General features: G+C 68.1%; 21 protein-coding genes. 8 read left to right on the top strand and 13 right to left on the bottom strand.

Annotation, left to right across the window (positions count from 1 at the left end):
• Nucleotides 1–9 precede the first annotated feature (9 nt).
• Nucleotides 10–1,092: an aspartyl/asparaginyl beta-hydroxylase domain-containing protein gene (locus tag P0Y52_10900; GenBank protein ID WEK57046.1), complete on the top strand. Its 1,083-nt coding sequence runs from the start codon at nt 10–12 to the stop codon at nt 1,090–1,092.
• Here P0Y52_10900 and purQ read toward each other — a convergent pair.
• The 4 genes from purQ to P0Y52_10880 form a co-directional block, all read right to left on the bottom strand.
• Nucleotides 1,089–1,751, bottom strand: a complete 663-nt coding sequence (gene purQ / locus P0Y52_10895; protein WEK57045.1) for a phosphoribosylformylglycinamidine synthase subunit PurQ — start codon at nt 1,749–1,751, stop codon at nt 1,089–1,091. The two genes, P0Y52_10900 and purQ, sit on opposite strands and share 4 nt — an antisense overlap.
• A 33-nt stretch (nt 1,752–1,784) precedes the next feature.
• A complete protein-coding gene (locus P0Y52_10890) occupies nt 1,785–3,029 on the bottom strand; it encodes an MFS transporter (GenBank protein ID WEK57044.1) in 1,245 nt (414 codons plus the stop codon).
• Nucleotides 3,030–3,137: 108 nt separating this feature from the next.
• Nucleotides 3,138–3,569, bottom strand: coding sequence for a hypothetical protein (locus tag P0Y52_10885; protein WEK57043.1), 432 nt, complete (start codon nt 3,567–3,569; stop codon nt 3,138–3,140).
• A complete protein-coding gene (locus P0Y52_10880; protein ID WEK57042.1) occupies nt 3,566–4,033 on the bottom strand; it encodes a YbhB/YbcL family Raf kinase inhibitor-like protein in 468 nt (155 codons plus the stop codon). The genes P0Y52_10885 and P0Y52_10880 overlap by 4 nt, the downstream gene beginning before the upstream one ends.
• Nucleotides 4,034–4,151: 118 nt before the next feature.
• Between P0Y52_10880 and P0Y52_10875 the strand changes: the two genes are divergently transcribed.
• Entirely contained in the window at nt 4,152–5,321 is a 1,170-nt protein-coding gene (locus tag P0Y52_10875; protein ID WEK57041.1) for a cyclopropane-fatty-acyl-phospholipid synthase, read from the top strand.
• Between the two features lie 196 nt (nt 5,322–5,517).
• On the opposite strand, the gene P0Y52_10870 is transcribed toward P0Y52_10875, so the two are convergent.
• Genes P0Y52_10870 through P0Y52_10860 form a run of 3 tightly spaced genes read right to left on the bottom strand, consistent with a single transcriptional unit; the run spans nt 5,518 to nt 7,005 of the window.
• Nucleotides 5,518–6,006: an N-acetyltransferase gene (locus P0Y52_10870; GenBank protein WEK57040.1), complete on the bottom strand. Its 489-nt coding sequence runs from the start codon at nt 6,004–6,006 to the stop codon at nt 5,518–5,520.
• 1 nt (nt 6,007) lies between these two features.
• Complete coding sequence (gene purS / locus P0Y52_10865) at nt 6,008–6,247, bottom strand: phosphoribosylformylglycinamidine synthase subunit PurS (GenBank protein WEK57039.1); 240 nt, start codon at nt 6,245–6,247, stop codon at nt 6,008–6,010.
• The gene (locus P0Y52_10860) at nt 6,247–7,005 is read right to left on the bottom strand and encodes a phosphoribosylaminoimidazolesuccinocarboxamide synthase (GenBank protein ID WEK57038.1); all 759 of its coding nucleotides are present in this window, start codon (nt 7,003–7,005) and stop codon (nt 6,247–6,249) included. Before P0Y52_10860 ends, purS begins: the two co-directional genes overlap by 1 nt.
• Before the next feature lie 261 nt (nt 7,006–7,266).
• Here P0Y52_10860 and P0Y52_10855 point away from each other — a divergent pair, with 261 nt between their 5' ends.
• Nucleotides 7,267–7,590: a DUF1476 domain-containing protein gene (locus tag P0Y52_10855; protein ID WEK57037.1), complete on the top strand. Its 324-nt coding sequence runs from the start codon at nt 7,267–7,269 to the stop codon at nt 7,588–7,590.
• An 84-nt stretch (nt 7,591–7,674) separates the two neighbouring features.
• Here P0Y52_10855 and P0Y52_10850 read toward each other — a convergent pair whose 3' ends face one another.
• From P0Y52_10850 to purB, 4 genes are all read right to left on the bottom strand, one after another.
• Complete coding sequence (locus tag P0Y52_10850; protein WEK57036.1) at nt 7,675–8,307, bottom strand: fasciclin domain-containing protein; 633 nt, start codon at nt 8,305–8,307, stop codon at nt 7,675–7,677.
• Between the two features lie 111 nt (nt 8,308–8,418).
• The gene (gene purU / locus P0Y52_10845; GenBank protein ID WEK57035.1) at nt 8,419–9,258 is read right to left on the bottom strand and encodes a formyltetrahydrofolate deformylase; all 840 of its coding nucleotides are present in this window, start codon (nt 9,256–9,258) and stop codon (nt 8,419–8,421) included.
• Nucleotides 9,259–9,270: 12 nt separating this feature from the next.
• On the bottom strand, nt 9,271–9,774 hold the full coding sequence (locus tag P0Y52_10840) for a DNA-deoxyinosine glycosylase (GenBank protein ID WEK59484.1): 504 nt from the start codon (nt 9,772–9,774) through the stop codon (nt 9,271–9,273).
• Nucleotides 9,775–9,788: 14 nt separating this feature from the next.
• Nucleotides 9,789–11,090 (bottom strand): adenylosuccinate lyase, encoded by a 1,302-nt coding sequence (purB, locus tag P0Y52_10835; protein WEK57034.1) that lies wholly within the window; start codon nt 11,088–11,090, stop codon nt 9,789–9,791.
• 314 nt (nt 11,091–11,404) lie between these two features.
• Here purB and P0Y52_10830 point away from each other — a divergent pair, with 314 nt between their 5' ends.
• Complete coding sequence (locus P0Y52_10830; GenBank protein ID WEK57033.1) at nt 11,405–11,725, top strand: multidrug efflux SMR transporter; 321 nt, start codon at nt 11,405–11,407, stop codon at nt 11,723–11,725.
• 25 nt (nt 11,726–11,750) lie between these two features.
• Entirely contained in the window at nt 11,751–12,407 is a 657-nt protein-coding gene (locus P0Y52_10825; protein ID WEK57032.1) for a glutathione S-transferase, read from the top strand.
• 199 nt (nt 12,408–12,606) lie between these two features.
• On the opposite strand, the gene P0Y52_10820 is transcribed toward P0Y52_10825, so the two are convergent.
• Both P0Y52_10820 and P0Y52_10815 read right to left on the bottom strand, forming a co-directional pair.
• Nucleotides 12,607–14,322 (bottom strand): lytic transglycosylase domain-containing protein, encoded by a 1,716-nt coding sequence (locus tag P0Y52_10820; GenBank protein ID WEK57031.1) that lies wholly within the window; start codon nt 14,320–14,322, stop codon nt 12,607–12,609.
• A gap of 94 nt (nt 14,323–14,416) precedes the next feature.
• The gene (locus tag P0Y52_10815; protein ID WEK57030.1) at nt 14,417–15,241 is read right to left on the bottom strand and encodes a uracil-DNA glycosylase; all 825 of its coding nucleotides are present in this window, start codon (nt 15,239–15,241) and stop codon (nt 14,417–14,419) included.
• A gap of 191 nt (nt 15,242–15,432) precedes the next feature.
• Between P0Y52_10815 and P0Y52_10810 the strand changes: the two genes are divergently transcribed.
• The 3 genes from P0Y52_10810 to P0Y52_10800 are packed head-to-tail and all read left to right on the top strand — an operon-like array spanning nt 15,433 to nt 19,892.
• Nucleotides 15,433–17,082, top strand: a complete 1,650-nt coding sequence (locus P0Y52_10810; protein ID WEK59483.1) for an electron transfer flavoprotein-ubiquinone oxidoreductase — start codon at nt 15,433–15,435, stop codon at nt 17,080–17,082.
• Between the two features lie 55 nt (nt 17,083–17,137).
• Nucleotides 17,138–19,021, top strand: a complete 1,884-nt coding sequence (locus P0Y52_10805) for a tetratricopeptide repeat protein (GenBank protein WEK57029.1) — start codon at nt 17,138–17,140, stop codon at nt 19,019–19,021.
• 4 nt (nt 19,022–19,025) lie between these two features.
• The gene (locus P0Y52_10800) at nt 19,026–19,892 is read left to right on the top strand and encodes a 4-(cytidine 5'-diphospho)-2-C-methyl-D-erythritol kinase (GenBank protein WEK57028.1); all 867 of its coding nucleotides are present in this window, start codon (nt 19,026–19,028) and stop codon (nt 19,890–19,892) included.
• The last annotated feature ends 78 nt before the right edge of the window (nt 19,893–19,970 follow it).

The raw sequence follows: 19,970 nt of genomic DNA, 5'->3' as shown, positions 1-19,970 counted from the left end.
CTTCGTTCCATGAGCGATGTTCGTCTGAACGATACCCAGGCCCTGCTTGCGCAAGCACGCGCTGCGCGTGAGCGGGCAGATGTTGCTGCTCTGGGCGTCGCCGCCGATGCGTTGCTGCGCCTCCATCCGCGCGAGCCTCGCGCCCTGGTGCTAAAGGGCGACGCCTTGGCGGGGCAGGGGGATCATCGTTCAGCCATGACCTTCTACGGCGCCGCCCTGGCCCACGGGCGCCTCATCGATTCGCCTCCGCCTGATCTGCGCGCGGAACTGGACCGCGCGGCTCGCGCCCAGGCCGAGGGGGTGAAGCGGTTCGAGCAGGGGCTGCGTGACGGGCTGCAAGCGCGCGGCTTCGATCCCGCCTCGTCCAGCACGCGGTTCGCGGCCTCGCTGGACCTGATGACGGGCAGGCGGCGGCTCTACTACCAGCAGCCTAAATTCTACATGCTTCCGGGCCTTCCGCAGATCGAGTTTCAGTCGCGCGAGACGATCTCCTGGCTGGCCGAGGTCGAGACGGCAGCGCCCGCCATCCGCGCCGAACTGGACGCGGTCCTGGCTGAGCCCGCCCTGTTCGCCCCCTATGTCGAGGATCGCGCTAATCGACCGAAGAACGACCAGGCCGGGATGCTGGACAACGCCGCCTGGAGCGCGGTCTTCCTGTGGAAGGACGGGGCCGAGGTTCCCGAGGTCGCCGCCCGCTGTCCCGAGACGATGAAGGCGCTGGCGGCGGCGCCCCTTTGCCGCATCCCCGGCCGCTCGCCGTCCATCCTGTTCTCGAAGCTGCAGGCGGGCGCGAAGATCCCGCCGCATCACGGCCTGATCAATACGCGCCTGATCTGCCATCTGCCGTTGATCGCCCCGCCCGGATCGCATTTCCGTGTCGGCGGCGAGGAACGGGAATGGCGCGAGGGTCAGGCCTGGGCTTTCGACGACACCATCGAGCACGAGGCCTGGAACGCCAGCGGCCAGGACCGCACCATCCTGATCTTCGATGTGTGGAAGCCCGAGATCACCGCGGAGGAACAGGACCTGATCCGGGCCCTGTTCGCCGTCATCGACGCAAGCGGGGGCGGTGCGCCGAAGCTCGGGGTTTAGGCCGCGGCGTAGATGCTCTGGAACAGGGTGGCGCCGTCGGCGCTGCCGAGCTCGGCTTCGAAGGCGCGGTCGGGGTGGGGCATCATGCCCAGCACATTGCCGCGCGCGTTCTGGATGCCGGCGATGTCGGCGACCGAGCCGTTGGGGTTGTCGAAGTAGCGGAAGACCACCTGGCCCTCGCCCTCGAGACGGGCCAGGGTTTCGGCGTCGGCGAAGTAGTTACCGTCGCCATTGCCCTGGGTCATGACCACCTCGCGCTGGCCTTCATAACCGGCGGTGAAGCGGGTCTGGCCGTTGGCGACGGTCAGACTGATGGGCTTGCAGACGTATTTCAGACCCGCGTTCTTCAGCAGGGCGCCCGGCAGCATGCCGGCTTCGCACAGGACCTGGAACCCGTTGCAGATGCCCAGGACGGCGACGCCATCGTCGGCGGCCTTCTTGACGGCCTGCATGATCGGAGCCTGGGCCGCCATCGCGCCGCAGCGCAGATAGTCGCCGTAGGAGAAGCCGCCCGGCAGGACGATCAGATCGAGGCCTTTCGGCAGCTCGGTCTCGGCGTGCCAGACCATTTCGACCTGCTCGCCAGTGGAGCGTTCGATGGCGACCTTGCAGTCGCGATCACAGTTGGATCCGGGGAAGACGATGACGGCTGCGCTCATGGGCGGGCCTCCTAGCATCAATTGTTCAGGATGTCAGGCGTGGCTTTGACCCGTCTTGCCTCCGGTCAGCCAGGCGACGATCCAGACCGCAAAACCGCCCAGCGACAGGCCGACCCCGACCCAGCCGGTCGAGGTCCAGCCCCAGCCCGCCGCCACGGCCATGCCGCCCAGCAGGGGGCCGATGGCGTTGGCGGTGTTGAAGGCCGAATGGTTCAGGGCGGCGGCCAATGTCTGCGCGTCGCCGGCCACGTCCATCAGCCGGGTTTGCAGCACCGAGCCCAGACCCCCGCCGCCGCCGATCAGGAAGACCACGATCAGCATGGCCCACAGGTGCGGGGCCGCGAAGGGATAGAGGGCCAGAGCCGCGACGCTCCACAGCAGCAGTCCGCCCGCCGCCTTCATGCCGTAACGGTCGGCGGCCCAGGCCCCCAGCAGGTTGCCGCTCATCATGCCCAGACCGAACATGGCGAAGACCCAGGGCAGGACCTCGGGCCCGACGCCTGTCACGGCGGTCAGGGTCGAGGCCAGATAGGCATAGACCGAGAACATGCCGCCAAAGCCGACGGCCCCGACGCCCAGCGTCAGCCAGACCTGTCCGCGCTTCAGGGCGCCCAGCTCCCGCAGGGGGCTGGCGTCGGCATGGGCCGGGTCGCGCGGCGCGAACAGGGCGACCAGAGCCATGGCGACGACCGCCAGGACGCTGACGATGGCGAAGGTCCAGCGCCAGCCGAAACTGTGGCTGACGGCGGTGGCGACCGGCACGCCGATGACGGTGGCCACGGTCAGGCCCAGCAAGATGGTCGAGACGGCGCGGGTGCGCAGGCGCAGCGGCACCAGCGACGCCGCCACCAGGGCCGCCACGCCGAAATAGGCCCCGTGAGGAATGCCGCTGAGGAAGCGGAAGGCCAGCATCCACTCATAGTTGGGGGCGATGGCGCTCAGCGCATTGCCGACCGCGAACAGGGCCATGAAGCCGATCAGCAGCAGCCAGCGCGGCAGCCGCGCTCCCAGCACCGCCAGGATCGGCGCCCCGACCACCACGCCGGCGGCATAGGCGCTGATGACATGGCCGGCTGTGGGTTCATCGACGCCCAGACCCGCTGCGAAGTCGGGCAGGACGCTCATGGCCGCGAACTCGGTCACGCCGATGGCGAAGCCGCCCATGGCCAGGGCCAGCAGCACCAGAGCCACCTTGCCGGGGGCGACGAGCGTCTGCGTGGCGGACGACGGCGCGGGGATGCGGTCGTCGATACAGGCGGCGGCGTCGGTGGGGGCCATGAACGATCGCAATGCAACAAACTTTACTGCGTCGCAAAATAGGAGCCGGGGCCGGGGGCGCAACCGTGGCTGGACGATCGCGCGATCACGCTTTGTACGTGAGGGGGCTCAGGCTTCGACCAGTTGGGCCCGCACCTTGGGATGCGACACCGACACGCCCAGGGTCTGAGCGGCGTAGAGCTCCAGCAGCAGGCGATCGCGATCATCGGTCAGGGGCAGCCAGCGCGCCTCGATCGGCTTGCGATGACCGGGGCGGGGCGCAGGCTCGCTGATGCTGACCCTGGGGACGCCGCCGCCGCCCGGCTCTTCCACACGGGCGGCCAGCGAAACCCGAAGCGAGGGGGCCAGCATCCGCCGCTCTTCCAGATAGGGCGGACTGCCGACATGAACCGGCTCGTCCTCCTGATAGAAGACATAGACCGCCCCTGCCGCGGGCAGGCGCGCCCGCGTCAGCGGACGCAGAGGTTGGGCCATCAGGCGGCGGTAGAGGTCAGGCACCGCCGCCAGTCTCTGGTCGTGATCCAGCGTCGCTGTCGTCACCCGCCGGTGTTCTCATAGACGGCCGTGATCGAGGCCTTGGCCAGGGTGTGGAAATGCAGGTTGAAGCCGAAGACGGCGCCCGAGTTGTCCGGCGTCACGTCCAGTCGGTCCGTATCCACGGCGAAGACGGTGAAGATGTAGCGGTGCGGGCCGTGGCCGGGGGGCGGGGCGGCGCCGCCGAAGCCCGGCGCGCCGAAGTCGGTGCGTCCCTCGACCGCGCCGGGCGGCAGGGCGCCGCCGGCCGCCAGCTCGGTCACGTCGGCGGGGATGTTGGCCACCGTCCAGTGCCAGAAGCCCGAGCCGGTCGGGGCGTCGGGGTCATAGCAGGTGATGGCGAAGCTCTTCGTGCCCTCGGGCGCGCCGGTCCAGGACAACTGCGGCGCGGTGTTGCCCTTCGCATAGACCTGAGCGTCGGGCAGGGCGTCCCCGTCGCGAAAATCGGCGGAGGTCAGGGTAAAGGTCATGGCGGCGCTCCCTTTGCTTCATTTGGCCGTGAACGGAACGGTCAGGGTTTGACACCGTTGCGCTGCGACAGTCTGTTCCTAGCCAAGCTTGGTCGTCGTTCAAAGCGCGGAGAGCCGGATGCTGCAATCCCTTCTCGACCGGACCTTCGTGACGCGGGCCGTTCGGGTGCGTCTGCCGGACGGGCGTGAACTGACGGCGGGGCCGGGCGCCCCGGAACTGACGGTGGTGATCGAAGACACGAAGACGGCTCTGGCCATCGCCGCCAACCCTGACCTGGCCTTGGGCGAGGCATTCATGGACGGGCGTTTCCGCGTCGAGGGCGGCGACATCTACGCCTTCCTGCAATTGACCACGTCGCAACTGGCGATCCGTCCACGCGGCGGAAAACTGACCCTGCTGCAACGCATCCGGCGCAGCGCCGAGCAGGCCAACGACCGGCTGCACGCCCGCAGCAACGTCCACCACCACTATGACCTGACGGTCGACTTCTATCGCCTCTTCCTCGACGAGGACCTGCAATATTCCTGCGCCTTCTTCGAAACGCCGGACGCCACCCTGGATCAGGCCCAGGCCGCCAAGAAGCGGCGACTGATCGACAAGCTGCTGCTGACGCCGGGGCAGAGCGCGCTGGACATCGGCTGCGGCTGGGGCGGACTTGGCCTGTCGATGGCCGAGCGCGGCGCGCGCGTCACCGGCGTCACCCTGTCGACGGAACAGCACCGCACCGCCAACGAACGCGCGGCGGCGCGGGGCCTGGCCGACCGGGCCGAGTTCCGGCTGCAAGACTATCGCGACCTGAACCAGACCTTCGACCGCATCATCTCGGTGGGGATGTTCGAACACGTCGGGGCCCCGAACTATCAGGAATATTTCGACGGCGTGGCGCGTCTGCTGGCGGACGACGGGGTGGCGGTGATCCATTCCATCGGGCGCAAGACCCCGCCCAGCCGCACCCAGCCCTTCATCCGCAAATACATCTTCCCCGGCGGCTATATCCCGGCCCTGTCCGAGGTCATGCCGGCCATCGAGCGCGCGGGCCTGTGGGTCACGGACATGGAGGTTCTGCGCCTGCACTACGCCGAGACGCTGAGGATCTGGCGGACGCGGTTCCTGGCTCGGCGTGAGGAAGCCCTGACCCTTTACGACGAGCGCTTCTGCCGGATGTGGGAATTCTACCTCGCCGCCAGCGAGGTCGCCTTCCGCGAACTGGGCCACATGGTCTTCCAGCTACAGCTGACCAAGCAGCAGACCGCCGTGCCGTTAAGTCGGGATTACCTGTGCGAGTAGCCCGTAGTCCTCCCCTGCGAAGCGGGGGAGGGGGACCATGCGGAGCATGGTGGAGGGGGCGAGTTGGGGCGCTACAGCATGAATTCTGACGTTGCTGGGCATGAGGCACTTGGCAGGGCCGCGCTTGCTTCCGCCCCCTCCACCGCTTCGCGGTTCCCCTCCCCCGTGAACGGGGGAGGATTGAAGAGGGATAGCCTCAGCCGAAGGCGGGGTGGTAGCGCACCTCGCCTGATCCCTCGATAGCCCCAAAGGCCAGGGCCATGAAATAGTCCGGCGGCGGGCCGGGATAGGTCAGGCGCGGGTCTTGGACAAAGCCGAAGCGACCATAATAGGCCGGCTCGCCCATGACGACGCAGCCGCGCGCGCCGCGTCGGCGCAGGTCGTCCAGTCCCGCTTCAATGAGTTGGCGGCCTATGCCCTGGTTCTGGCTGTCCGGCGCGACGGACACCGGGCCGAGGCCGAACCAGTCGCCTTGGCCGGGCCATTCAACGGGGGAAAAGGCGGCGTGGCCGACGACCTGTCCATCGACCTCGGCCACCAGCGACAAGGTCAGGGCGCCGGCGTCGCGCAGGGCCTCGATGATGCGCGGCTCAGAGCCGTCGCTGTGCGGATGGCCGTCAAAGGCCGCCGCCGTCAGAGCCTGGATTGCGGCCCGATCCGTTTCCGTTTCGGGCCGCAGGATCATGTCAGGCGACTTCGATCCGGTAGCTTTCGATGACCGTGTTGGCCAGCAGGGTGTCGCACATTCGCTTCACCTCGGCTTCCTTGTCGGACACGCTGTCGTCGAGATCGAACTCGATCATCTTGCCGACGCGGGCGTTGGCGACGCCGGCCCAGCCCAGACCCTGCAGGGCGCCTTCAACGGCCTTGCCCTGCACGTCCAGAACGCCGGGCTTGAGGAAGACGTGAACCTTCACCTTGGCCATTAGTGCAGTCCCCCTTGGATCACGGTCGGCATATCCTTCATGATGCCGAGGCGGCGGGCCACCTCGGTGTAGCTTTCGATCACATCGCCCATGTCGCGACGGAAGCGGTCCTTGTCCAGCTTCTCGCCGGTGGCGGTGTCCCACAGACGGCAGCTGTCCGGGCTGATCTCATCAGCCAGGATGACGCGGGCGAAGTCGTTTTCCCACACCCGGCCGAACTCGATCTTGAAGTCCACCAGGGTGATGCCGACGGCGCCGAACATGCCGCACAGGTAGTCGTTGACGCGGACCGTCATGGCCAGGATGTCGTCCAGCTCCTGGGTCGTGGCCCAGTTGAAGGCCGTGATGTGCTCTTCCGTCACCATCGGGTCGTTCAACTCATCCTTCTTGTAGTAGAATTCGATGATCGAACGGGGCAGGGCGGTGCCCTCTTCCTGGCCCAGGCGCGTCGCCAGGCTGCCGGCGACGATGTTGCGGCAGACGACTTCCAGCGGAATGATCTCGACTTCGCGGATCAGTTGCTCGCGCAGGTTCAGACGCTTGATGAAGTGGTTGGTCACGCCGATGCCGTTCAGGCGCGACATGATGAACTCGCTGATGCGGTTGTTGATCACGCCCTTGCCTTCCAGCGTCGCCTTTTTCTGGGCGTTGAAGGCGGTCGCGTCGTCCTTGAAATACTGGATCAGCGTGCCCGGCTCGGGACCCTCGTAAAGGATCTTGGCCTTGCCTTCGTAGATCTTCTTGCGCTTGGAATTCATGGTCGTGTCCCGAAAGGGAAGAAAACAGACTGTCTTAAAACGAAAAACGCGCGGCCCGGCGTCTGTGGGCGCGCGATCCTGAATCGACGACGGCTATATAAGATCGCACGCCCTTTAGCCGAAGGGCGTCTGTGACACAAATATCCTCCAGCAGGGCGGCGTTCGGAACCGCGACGGCGAGTCCAGTTGCGTTCGCAGGCGAGGGGGCTATAGACGGCGATGCGGACCCAAATTCTGTCCGCCACTGGAGTGACGACGCGCATGACGACCTTTGACGATCGGGAAAAGGGCTACGAGTCCAAATACGCCCTCGATCAGGAACAAGAGTTCAAGGCCATCGCGCGTCGCAACAAGATGCTGGGCCTGTGGGCGGCTGAGAAGATGGGCCTGTCGGCCGACAGCGCCGAGCAATACGCCGCCGCCGTGGTGCGCGCCGACTTCGAGCAACCGGGCGAAGAAGACGTCTTCCGCAAGGTCGCCGGCGACTTCAAGGGCTCGGGCCTGACCGTGTCCGAGGGCGAACTGCGCTCCAAGATGGATGAACTGGCCTCTATCGCCCGCGAACAGATCCGCGCCGGCGAATAGGTCTCGGTTCCAACCGACCGAATTCAGAAGGGCCGCTGCCGGCGACGGCAGCGGCCCTTCTTCTATTTCAGGCGATCGCCGTCGTTATTTCGGCATCAGCACCGTGTCGATGACGTGGACCACGCCGTTCGACTGGCCGACATCGGCCTGGGTGATGGTCGAGGTGCCGCCCTTGGCGTCGGTGATGGTCCACTTGCCGCCGCCAGCGTCCTTGACCATCAACTTCTCGCCCTGAACCGCGGTCAGGGTGGCGGTGCCGCCGCCCTTCTGGGCCTCGGCGGCGATGTCGGCGGCGGTCAGGCGGCCGGGCACGACATGATAGGTGAGGATCTTGGTCAGGGCGGCCTTTTCAGCCGGCTTCATCAGGCCTTCGCGCGTGGCGGCCGGAATCTTCTCGAAGGCGGCGTTGTCAGGGGCGAAGACGGTAAAGGGGCCGGGACCTTGCAGGGTGGCGGCCAGGCCAGCCGCCTGAACCGCGGCGACCAGGGTGGTCAGGTTCGGAGCCTTGGCGGCGTTGGTGACGATGTTGTCGGCCGGGTTCATGGCCACGCCGCCGACCATGGGCTCGGTGGTCGCGGGCGCCATGGCGGCCGGTTCGGCGGGCATGGCGTCAGCCGGCGCCTTCTCCACCTTGGTTTCATTGTTGCCGCAGGCGGCCAGCGTCAGCAGGGCGGCGGCGGATACGGTGGCGAAGCTGGCGGTACGGATCATCTTCATGTCGTCTCTCCATCGACGGCCGCTCGAAGGGGCGGCGGCATCGGGGAGAACTACGGGCGAGCAAGGCAAATGGTTCAAATTATCCGGCGCGGGGCGTGATCACGATTGGTCCTAGTCGGCGAAGACCACGGTCTTGCCGTCGTGCATCAGGATGCGGTCGTGCAGATGGTGCGACACCGCTCGCGCCAGGACGCGGCGTTCGATGTCCCGGCCCTTGCGGATCAGGTCGGCGGGGGTGTCGCGGTGGCTGATGCGCTCCACGTCCTGTTCGATGATGGGGCCTTCGTCCAGGTCGGCGGTGACATAGTGGGCCGTGGCGCCGATCACCTTCACCCCGCGCGCATGGGCCTGATGATAGGGCTTGGCCCCCTTGAAGCCTGGCAGGAAGGAGTGGTGGATGTTGATGCAGCGCCCCGCCAGCCGCGCCGTCAGGTCGTCCGACAGGATCTGCATATAGCGCGCCAGCACCACCAGCTCCGTGCCCGTCGCCTCGATCAGGGCCAGAAGCTGGGCCTCCTGCGCCGCCTTGTCGCCGCTCATGGGCAGGTGGTGGAAGGGCAGGTCGCCCAGATCGACGTGGCCGATCATGTCGCGCGCGTGGTTGGAGACGATGGCCGTCACCTGCATCGGCAGTTCGTCGATGCGCCAGCGATACAAGAGGTCCGCCAGACAGTGATCAAACCGCGAGGTCAGGATCATCACCTTGCGCGGCTCCGATCCGCGCAGGGTCCAGTCCATGTCGAACCGCTGGGCCAGCGGCGTGAAGGCGGCGCGGATGGCGGCCTCGGCGTCGCCTTCCAGCGGCTCGAACACCACGCGCATGAAGAAGTAGCCGCTCAGCGCGTCGCCGAACTGCTGGGCGTCGGAAATATTGGCGTCGCGTTCCAGCAGAAAGGCGGAGACGGCCGCCACGATGCCGTGGCGGTCGGGACAGGACAGGGTCAGAATCATCGAGCGGCCGACTTATTCGGGAAGAAAGTCGCTCAGTATGGCCCAGCTTTCCGCCTTTGCCGACAAGGATATTGCGTGCGCCGGGCTGGAGGACGGCAGGTCGATCAGGGCGATCCGGTCCGGATCAGGCAGATCGGCCAGAATGCGCCGCCCCAGCTTCGCCGCCAGCCCGCCGTTGAAGGCGACAGCGCGCAGTTCCGGGAGACTTGCCGCCAGACCCCGCAGGTCGGCGGCCTCGGGCGAGCGGATGGCGGCGTCCAGACTGCCCGAACGCTGCGCCGAGGCGATCACGTCCCATAGTCCGACGCCGCGCGCCTTCAGGCGATCCAGCCGCGCGTCATAGGCAAGGGCGGGCAGGTCCTCGCCCAGCAGGCCCCCGATCAGCGGCCAGAAGCCGTTGCGCGGATGGGCGTAATACTGGGCCGCCTTCAGCGAGGCGTCGCCCGGTAGGCTGCCCAGGATCAGGACGCGGGTGCGGGCGTCGACGACAGGGGCGAAACCGACGGACCGCCCAATCGCAGACAAGGAACTCAACCCTCGCCGAAAACCCGCTTGAACACCACGTCGACGTTCTTGGTGTGGTAGCCGAGGTCGAACAGGGCTTCCAACTGGTCGTGGGGCAGGGTGACGCGGGCGTCGGCCTTGAGGAAGTCGAGGAAGGCGCCTTCACCGCGCCAGACCTTCATGGCGTTCTCCTGAACCGCCGCATAGGCGTCTTCGCGCGACACGCCGGCCTGGGTCAGGGCCAGCATGACCCGTTGCGAGTGCACCAGGCCGCCCAGGCGGTCGATGTTCTTCTGCATGTTCTCAGGATAGACGTTCAGGCGCTCGATCACGCCCGCCAGACGGTGCAGGGCGAAGTCCAGGTGGACCGTCGCATCAGGGCCGATGCCGCGCTCGACCGAGGAGTGGCTGATGTCGCGCTCGTGCCACAGGGCGACGTTCTCCATCGCCGGCGTCACGGCCGAGCGGACCAGGCGGGCCAGGCCGGTCAGGTTCTCGGTCAGGATCGGGTTGCGCTTGTGCGGCATGGCCGACGAGCCCTTCTGGCCCTTGTCGAAGAACTCCTCGGCTTCGAGGACTTCGGTGCGCTGCAGGTGGCGGATTTCCACGGCCAGACGCTCGATCGACGAGGCGACCACGCCCAGGGCGGCGAAGTAGGCGGCGTGACGGTCGCGCGGGATGACCTGGGTCGAGACGGGTTCGACGGCCAGACCCATCTGGTCGGCGACGTATTGCTCAACCGCCGGATCGACGTTGGCGAAGGTGCCGACGGCGCCCGAGATGGCGCAGGTGGCGATCTCTTCACGGGCGGCGATCAGGCGGCGCTTGGCGCGTTGGAACTCGGCATGATAGCCGGCCAGCTTCAGGCCGAAGGTCACCGGCTCGGCGTGGATGCCGTGCGAGCGACCGACGGTCGGGGTGTATTTGTGTTCCTTGGCGCGGACTTCCAGCGCGGCCAGGACGCGGTCGACGCCGCCTAGCAGCAGGTCGGTCGAGCGCGCCAGTTGCACCGCGAAACAGGTGTCCAGCACGTCCGACGAGGTCATGCCCTGGTGCAGGAAGCGGGCTTCCTCGCCGACGATTTCCGACACATGGGTCAGGAAGGCGATGACGTCGTGCTTGGTGGTGCGCTCGATCTCGTCGATGCGGTCGGCATCGAAGGTCACGTCCTTGCCCTTGGCCCAGATGGCCTCGGCGGACTCCTTCGGAATCACGCCCAGTTCCGCCATCTTGGTGGCGGCGTGGGCCTCGATCTCGAACCAGATCTTGTACTTGGTCTCTTGCGACCAGATGGCGACGGCTTCGGGGCGGGTATAGCGCGTGATCATGGACCGGTCGTGTCGTGCGGGAAGGGCGGGGAGTCAAGGTTCGCCGGGCAAACTTGCGTCTTTCCTCCCTGTCGCGCAGCGATGGGGAGGTGGCGCGGCGCCGAAGGCGACGTGACGGAGGGGGCGACTCGACGGGCGACGTTTGCGCCGCCCCCTCCACCACTTCGTGGTCCCCCTCCCCATGGAATGGGGAGGAAAGAGCAGCCATTGACTTCGATCCCTCTTGTCCCAGATAGGGGCCTCAGAGGACGACCTCTCCCTTCACTGGGCATGACCGCCGGGACGACCCGGTTCGCCATGCAAGGGAGACTGTCATGGCCTGGATTCTTCTTCTTTTCGCCGGTCTGTTCGAGATCGTCTGGGCCTTCCTGATGAAGGCGTCGGACGGGTTTTCGAAGCCGTGGCAGACGGTCGGCGCCATCGTCTTCATGATCGTCAGCTTCGGCTTGTTGTCGATGGCGATGAAGACCCTGCCGCTGGGCACGGCCTATGTGATCTGGACCGGCATCGGCGCGGTCGGCGCCTTCGTCGTCGGCATCGCGGTGCTGGGCGAACCCATCACCCCCATGCGGATCGCGGGCGCGGTCCTGATCCTCGCGGGTCTAGTTGTGCTGAAGCTGTCCTCAAGCCATTGATGGTGAAAGCCTCTGGAGCCTCGCCATGGAACTGATCATCGGACCGCGTCTCTATTCCACCTGGTCGTTGAGGCCCGGGCTGGTGCTGAAACGGGCGGGGGCCGTGTTCACGACCCGCGAGGTCTCCTATCGCACCGAGGCGCAGCAGGCCGAGCTGCGCCGCCTCTCGCCCTCGGGCTTCGTGCCCCTGCTCAAGGTCGACGGCGAGACGATCTGGGACAGCCTGTCGATCAGCGAATGGGCGGCGGAGCGTTATCCCGAGGCGCATCTGTGGCCGGTCGATCCCGCCGCGCGGGCCCTGGCCCGTTCGGCGACGGCGGAGATGCACTCCGGCTTTCAGGCTTTGCGGACCCTGTGCGGGACCGGGCCGGATCATCCGATGGCGGGCGAGGCGCGGTCGCCAGCGCTGTCCGATCCGGCGCTGGATCGCGACCTGGCGCGGCTGGTCGATCTGTGGCGTCAGATGCGCGCCCGCTTCGGCGCGGGCGGCGCCTGGCTGTTCGGCGACTGGTCGATCGCTGACGCCTTCTTCAGCCCGGTCGCGGCGCGGGTGCGGCACTATCAGATCGATCTGGCGGCGCAGGGCGACACGGACGGCGTGGCGCGCGCCTATGTCGAGGCCCTGCTGAAACAACCTGATTTTCAGGAATGGGAGCGTCAGGCCCTGGCTAACGCCGCTTAACCTCAGCCGAAAACCGGCGATTAACGACTGATGTTACACTCTGCCCTCACGGCGTCGGGCCGTGGGGGACGGGCCATGAGGACGATCAGCCGGAACACCAACTGGGGTCGGACTGCGCGCGGCTATGTCCTGGCCGGCCTGGCCTTCGCCTTCGTCTGGGCCATGCTGCTGTCCAGCGTCGTCTGACGCGACTCTCGCTCTAGCGGGTTCCCGCGAGCGGGGCGGCCTCGGCCACCTGCATCGGCGCGACCGGCGGCGGGGCCACATAGTCCAGTCGGATCGGCACGGCCCTGGCGCCTGAGGCCACCGCGTCCAGCGTCTTCAACGGCGCGCCCAGCATCCGCTGATAGATCCAGTAGGCCGCCACGACCTTTTCCACGTATTCGCGGGCCTGCGGCACGTCGATGGTCTCGATCAGCAGCAGGGGATCGGCGTCCGGCCCCAGCTTGCGCACCGCCGCCAGCATCGGGCCCGGCCCGGCGTTGTAGGAGGCCACGGCCTTCAGCAGATCGCCCTGGAAGGACTCGATCTGGAACAGGCGGTTCACATAGTCCTGACCCAGCTTCAGATTGACGGCCGGAACGAATAGCCGCTCGGGGCTGCGCACATAGGACTGGTCGCCGGTCATATAGGCGGCGGTCGCCGGCATGACCTGCATCATGCCATAGGCGCCGGCCCCGGAACGGGCGTTGGCGTTGAAGTCGGTTTCCTTGCGCGCGATCGCATAGACCAGCGCCTTTTCGATAGTGAAGCCGCCCTCGGGCTCCAGAACCGGCATGGGATAGCGCGCGGCGTCGATACGGGCGGCGTCCGACTGGGCCGCGCGGTTCGGAGCCACGGTGCGATAGAGGCCGGCCCACAGGCGCCGCGCGCCGTCGTCGCCGGCTGAGCGCATGCCGGTGCGGGCGGCTTCCTCGGCTTCGTTGCGACGGCCGACCTCATAGAGGGCCACCGTGCGGCGCGCCGTCTCGTCCGAGCGGATGAAGGCGTTCAGTTCGCGGGCGTCCACGCCGGCCGGCTCGGGCGTAAAGCTGGCGCGTTGCAGCGTCGCCGCGCCATAGGCGCGCGGGCCCAGATTCTCGATCACCGGCTCCTCGCCCAGTTGGCGCAGGGCGACCTGGCCATAGAAGGTGGCGGGCCAGCGCGCGGCCAGGCGCAGGTTTTCGGCCACCTTGTCCTGACGGCCCGACTGGGCGGCGGCGCGGGCGGTCCAGAAGGCGGCGCCGGCGCGGACCCAGGGGTCTTCGGTCGGGTCCTGAGCCACGCGCTCGAAGGCGCGATAGGCGTTGGAGAATTCGTTCAGCCGCCAGGCGGCCAGGCCTGCGCTCCACCAGTCGCCGATCTCGGCCCCGGTGCGATAGGCGCCGGTCAGATCATCATTGTTCAGCGCTACGCGGGCGGCCTTGGCTGGATCGGTGACGCCGCCGTCGCTCGCGGTCGCGCCGGTGACGCTGGCCCAGGTGCGTTCCAGCAGATTGCCCGGTCGTTTCGGCTCCGGCGCGCCGTCGGGGATGCGGCGCATGGCCAGGGTATAGACGCGCGGCGCCATCGGCAGGTCGGAATAGGACTCCAGCCAGGCCGCCAACTCGTCATAGGCCGCAACATGGGTGGGGTGGAACAGGCGCTCGAACTCGACCTGACCCAGCAGGACGCGATCCTGGGCCTGACGCGCCGAGGCGCGGGCCAACTCCAGATCGCCGCGGCGCAGGGCGTCAAAGGCGGTGGTGTAGCTGAGCCGATCGGAACTGCTCAGGGCCGTGGGCGTTCGATCAGTGTCATTCGCGACATAGGCCGTCCCGCCTCCGCCTGCTGCGCCCTCGCCCGCCGCGTCAGCCGCCCGCGCGGCGGGCGCAAGCGTGGCGCAGAGCGCAGCGGCAAGGAGAGGCGCGAGAGCCGCGCGGCGGAAAAGGTACATACGCGGCGGCCCCCTTCGTCGGCGCGGTTCCCTTCTCGACGTCGGGATTGTCAGCGCTCTGTGGACTGGTCGTCAGCGGCCTAGCATGCCTGAATCAGGCGCGCGGCTCAACCTGGGCCGTATCCAGACGCGCCGCCAGCGTCAGCATGTCGGCCCAGGCGACCCGCTTGGCCTGCGGCTGACGCAGCAGGAAGGCAGGGTGGAGAGTGACAATCACAGGGGCCGCAGCCGCCCCGTCGTCCAGCCGCCAGTCGCGCCACTGACCCCGAATTTTCATCAGGCCTTCCTCGGTGTTCAGCACCGATTTCGCCGCCGCCGCCCCGACCAGGAGCACGGCCCTGGGCTGCATCAGCGCAAAGGCGCGTTCCAGGAAGGGGGCGCAGACGGCCTGCTCCTGCGGCGTCGGCAGGCGGTTGCCGGGCGGCTTCCAGAAGACGGTGTTGGTCATGAAGGCCTGATCGGCCAGACCCGCCGCCGCCAGCATCCGGTCCAGCAGTTGCCCCGCCTGGCCGACGAAGGGTTCGCCGCGCAGGTCCTCGGTCTCGCCAGGCGATTCGCCGATCAGCAGGATGGAGCCCTTGGGATTGCCGCGCGCGAACACGGCCTGTTTGGCCCCCATGGCCCGCAGCGGGCAGCCCTCGAATGCGGCCACGGCTGCGGCCAGGTCGTCCATGGTCGCGGCGGCGGCGGCCAGACGGCGCGCCTCGGCGACCGCGTCGGCGCCGGACATTCCACCATGCTGGCCGCCATGCAGGGCCGTGACCGTGGCCGAGGCCTTTTGCAGCATCTGGGGGGCGGGCGGGGCGACGAAGACGGTGCGGTCGACCGGCGCGTCCAGATAGCAGGCGTCCACCCCCGCATCACGCCAGAAGGCGAGCAGGGCTTCGGTTGCGGCGATATCAAGGGGCTGGGGCGTCATTCGGGAACAGGGATAAGCCTTGACCGCCGCTGCGTCACCTCACGATAAGACGGATAACCACGACGATAGCGAGGATTCAGGGGATCATGGGCGAGCAAGCGATCGAAGGCGGCGCAATCAATGCGTGGCAGGAAGCCGTCATCGACAAGCTGCCGCCGGCGGAAGCGCTGGAAGGCGTCGAACGCGAAGTCATGGAATATGACGTCGTCATCGTCGGCGGCGGCCCGGCCGGCCTGTCCGCCGCCATCCGCCTGAAACAGCGCGCCGAGAAGGACGGAAAAGAGATTTCCGTCGCCGTGCTGGAGAAATCCGCCGAGATCGGCGGCCATATCCTGTCGGGCGCCGTGATTGATCCCAAGGCGCTGAACGAGCTTTTCCCCGACTGGAAGGAACGCGGCGCCCCGCTGGAGACCCCGGTCACGACCGACAAGTTCCTGGTGCTGGGCCCGGCGGGGCAGGCTTCGCTGCCGATGTTCGCCCTGCCGCCCTTCATGCACAACCACGGCTGCTACATCGCCTCCCTGGGCAATGTGGCGCGCTGGCTGGGCGAGCAGGCCGAGGCCCTGGGCGTCGAGGTCTATCCCGGCATGGCCGCCAGCCATGTGGTCTGGGATGAACCGTCCGGCCGGGTGAAGGGCGTCGTAGCCGGCGTCTTCGGCATCGACCGCGAAGGCAAGCCGACCGGCGACTTCCAGCCCGGACTGGAATTGCACGGCAAGTATGTCTTCATCGCCGAGGGCGTGCGCGGCTCGCTGGCCAAGACCATCATGGCCCGCCACGATCTGACCGCCAACTCGGACCCGCAGAAGTTCGGCATCGGCCTGAAGGAGCTGTGGCAGATCCCGGCTGAAAAGCACCAGCCGGGCCTGGTCCAGCACACGACCGGCTGGCCGCTGGACGACAAGACCGGCGGCGGGTCCTTCCTGTATCACTTCGGCGACCGCTACGTGTCGGTCGGCTTCGTGGTGCACCTGAACTATCAGAACCCCTATCTGTCGCCGTTCGACGAGTTCCAGCAGTTCAAGCACCACCCGGCCATCGCCGAGCATCTGGAGGGCGGCACGCGCATCTCCTACGGCGCCCGCGCCATCACCGAGGGTGGTTTCCAGTCGGTGCCCAAGCTGGCCTTCCCCGGCGGCGCCCTGATCGGCTGCTCGGCGGGCTTCGTGAACGTGCCGCGCATCAAGGGCAGCCACAACGCCATGAAGACCGGCATGCTGGCCGCCGACGCCGCCTATGAGGCCGTCATCGCGGGCCGCGCGGGCGACGTGCTGGACGCCTATGAAGAGGCCTACAAGACCTCGTGGGTCTACAAGGAACTGAAGGTCGTCCGTAACGCCAAGCCCATGCTGTCCAAGCTGGGCACCATGATGGGCGGGGCGGTCAGCATGTTCGACATGTGGGTCAACCACCTGACCGGCGGCTTCTCGGTCTTTGGCACCTTGCGGCACACCAAGACGGACGCGGCCTCGACCGGTCTGGCCAAGGACTTCAAGCCGATCACCTATCCCAAGCCGGACGGCAAGCTGTCGTTCGACAAGCTGTCGTCGGTCTTCATTTCGAACACCAACCACGCCGAGGATCAGCCGGCCCACCTGAAGCTGCTGGATCCCAGCGTGCCGATCAACATCAACCTGCCCAAGTATGGCGAACCGGCGCGGCTCTACTGCCCGGCGGGCGTCTATGAGGTGCTGACCGACGAGCAGGGCCAGAACCCGCGCTTCCAGATCAACGCCCAGAACTGCGTCCACTGCAAAACCTGCGACATCAAGGACCCGTCGCAGAACATCGTCTGGACCACGCCCGAAGGCGGCGGCGGCCCCAACTATCCGAACATGTAAGGCCCAGAGGTTTCAGCCTCTTGCGGGCGGAAGGGAAAGCGTGAAGGGTCCGCCCATGCGCTTCGCCTTCCGCCGCTCCGCCCTGTTCGCCGCCGCCTCGCTGATCGCGTTGGGCCTGGCCGCGCCGTCCCTGGCGCAAGACGCCCCGCAGACGCCGCCCGTTCAGGATGCGCCTGTTCAAGCCGAGCCGGATGTTGAGCCGTCGTCCGAGCCGGACGCGGCGACCCCGATGGACGCTCAGGACCCCGAGGCCGTCGAGGTCGACGTTCCCGCCACGCCGGAAACGGCGCCCATTCCCGCCGTCTGGTCCCCGATCCCGACCGATGCCGAGGGCCGCAGCGCCTACGGCTACTATCTGGCGGGCCGCAACGCTCTGACCAGCGGCGAGAGCGAGGCGGGCGCCGACTATCTGGCGCGCGTCGAGGCCCTGACCCCCGAACAGCCCCGCGTGCGCGAACAGGCCTTCACCGCCTCGCTGCTGGCGGGCGATCTCGACATCGCCGCCCGCATCGCCCCGGAAGGCGAGGGCGTTTCGCCCGTCATCGTCCAGGCCGGTCGTCTGGTTGCGGCGGTGCAGACCTTTGTCCACGGCGACGCGCGCAAGGCCGACGCCATGCTCAAGGCCGCCCCGATCGGCGAGCCCCACGCCCGCGCCGGCCTCTATGTCCAGCCGTGGATCGCGGCGGCCGCCGGCGACTGGGATCGCGCCCTGGCTCTGCCGCCGACCGATCTGGACCCGATCAGCACCCTGGTGGCCCGCGCCAATCGCGCCCGTCTGCTGGAGCTGCGCCGCCGCTATGACGAGGCCGACGCCGAATGGCGCGACCTGACCAGCCACGCCCTGGCCTCGCGCCTGTTCCGCCTGCCCTACGGCGAGTTCCTGGAACGGCGCGGCAAGCGGGATCTGGCCCTGGCCCAGTATGACGCCGCCGTGGCCGCCGGCTCCACCGACCGCGCCACGATGACAGCCCGTGCTCGCGTCCTGGCCAAGGGCCGCCCGCCATCCGCGCCCAGCTATCGCAAGGGCGCGGCCCTGGCGCTGAAGACCGCTGCGGATCAGATCATCGCCCAGCGCGCGCTGGAGTTCGCCGTCGTCTATTTGCGCCTGGCCCTGAACCTTGAGCCCTCCGACGAGAACCGCTTCTTCATTGGCCAGACCCTGCAACAGGCGGAGTTGGAGCCGGCGGCCCGCGCGGTCTTCGCCCAGGTGGGTCGTCACGATGCCGAGCTTTACGCCGCCGCCCGCGTGCAGAGCGCGCTCAGCCTCGAAAAGGACGGCCAGGCCGACGCCGCTCTGGTCGAACTCCGCCGCGCCGCCGAAGCCCGCCCTGAAGAGGCCAGCATCGCCTATCTGCTGGCCGGGCAACTGGTGCAGATGAAGCGGTTCGACGAAGGGCTGGCCGTACTGAACGGCCCGCTGCTGGCCACCGCCGACCAGGGATTCGAGGTCAACTTCCTGCGCGGCGCCGCCTATGAGGCGCTAGGGCGCAAGGCGGAGGCCGAGGCCGAGCTTTGGGCCGCCCTGCAAAAGCAGCCGAACAATCCGACTGTGCTCAACTACCTCGGCTATCTGTGGGTCGACACCGGCACGCGGGTCGAGCAGGGGGCGGAAATGATCGCCCGCGCCTTCGCCGCCGATCCGTCGGACGGCAATATCCAGGACTCGCTCGGCTGGGCCCAGTATCGCCGAGGCTTGTTCGACCAGGCGGTCGAGAACCTGGAACAGGCCGTGGCCAAGGAGCCTGCCAACGCCGAGATCAACGACCATCTGGGCGACGCCTACTGGGCCGTGGGCCGCCAGCGCGAGGCGGGTTTCCAGTGGAACCGCGTCCTGACCCTGGAGGTCGAGCCCGAGCGCAAGGCCGAGGTGGAAGCCAAGCTGCGCGACAAGCTGGGCCAGGAACCGACCGACGACACCGGCGCGGGCGTCGCGGACTGATCTGGTGACGCTGCACGGCCTGGCCCCGGCCAAGATCAACCTCTTCCTGCACGTCGGGCCGGTGGCGGACGACGGCTATCACCCCCTGGCCAGTCTGGTGGCCTTCGCCGATGTGGGCGACGGGGTGAGCGTGACCCGCGCCGACGCCCTGTCCCTGACCGTCACCGGCCCGTTCGGGGGCGCTCTGGCGGGCGAGGGCGACAATCTGATCCTGCGCGGCCTGCGGGCGCTGGGCGAGGCCGCCGGGATCGGCGCGCCGTCGGTCGCCGTGACGCTGGACAAGCAACTGCCCATCGCCGCCGGTCTGGGCGGCGGATCGGCGGACGCGGGCACGGCCATCCGGTTGGCGGCGCAACTGCTGGACCTCGATCTGGACGAGGCGGCGCTGGAAGCGGTCGCGGGCGTGGTCGGCGCCGACGGCCCCATGTGCCTGCGCGCCCGCCCGGCCTGGGCGACGGGCAGGGGCGACGACCTGCGCGACGAGCCACGCCTGCCTGCGCTGCACGCCGTCCTGCTCAACCCCGGCCTGCCGTCGCCGACGGGGGCGGTCTATCGCGCCTATGACGAGGCGCCCGCCGGCGGATCCGACCGCCCGGAAGTCCCCGCCGACTGGTCGCCGGCCGCCGTGATCGACTGGCTGAAGGGCCAGCGCAATGATCTGGAAGCCCCCGCCCTGCGCGTCACGCCGGGCATAGGCGAGGCCTTGGCAGCCATGAACGAAGCGCCCGGCTGCCGCCTGACGCGCATGTCGGGCTCGGGCGCGACGGTCTTCGGTCTGTTCGAAGATGCAGCGGCGGCTCAGGCGGCGGCGGTGGCCCTGCAACGCCCGGGCTGGTGGGTGCGGCCCTGCGTGCTGGCCGGAGCCCGCTAACCTCTGCCGTCATCCCGGAAGGCGCGAAGCGCTTAGCCGGGACCCAGGCGTCTGATCCAAGCTGTCCGACCATCCGTC

Origin of the sequence: Candidatus Brevundimonas phytovorans (genome assembly GCA_029203145.1) — a bacterium.
Lineage (GTDB): Bacteria > Pseudomonadota > Alphaproteobacteria > Caulobacterales > Caulobacteraceae > Brevundimonas > Brevundimonas phytovorans.
This window is presented reverse-complemented; position numbering and strand designations above follow the sequence as displayed.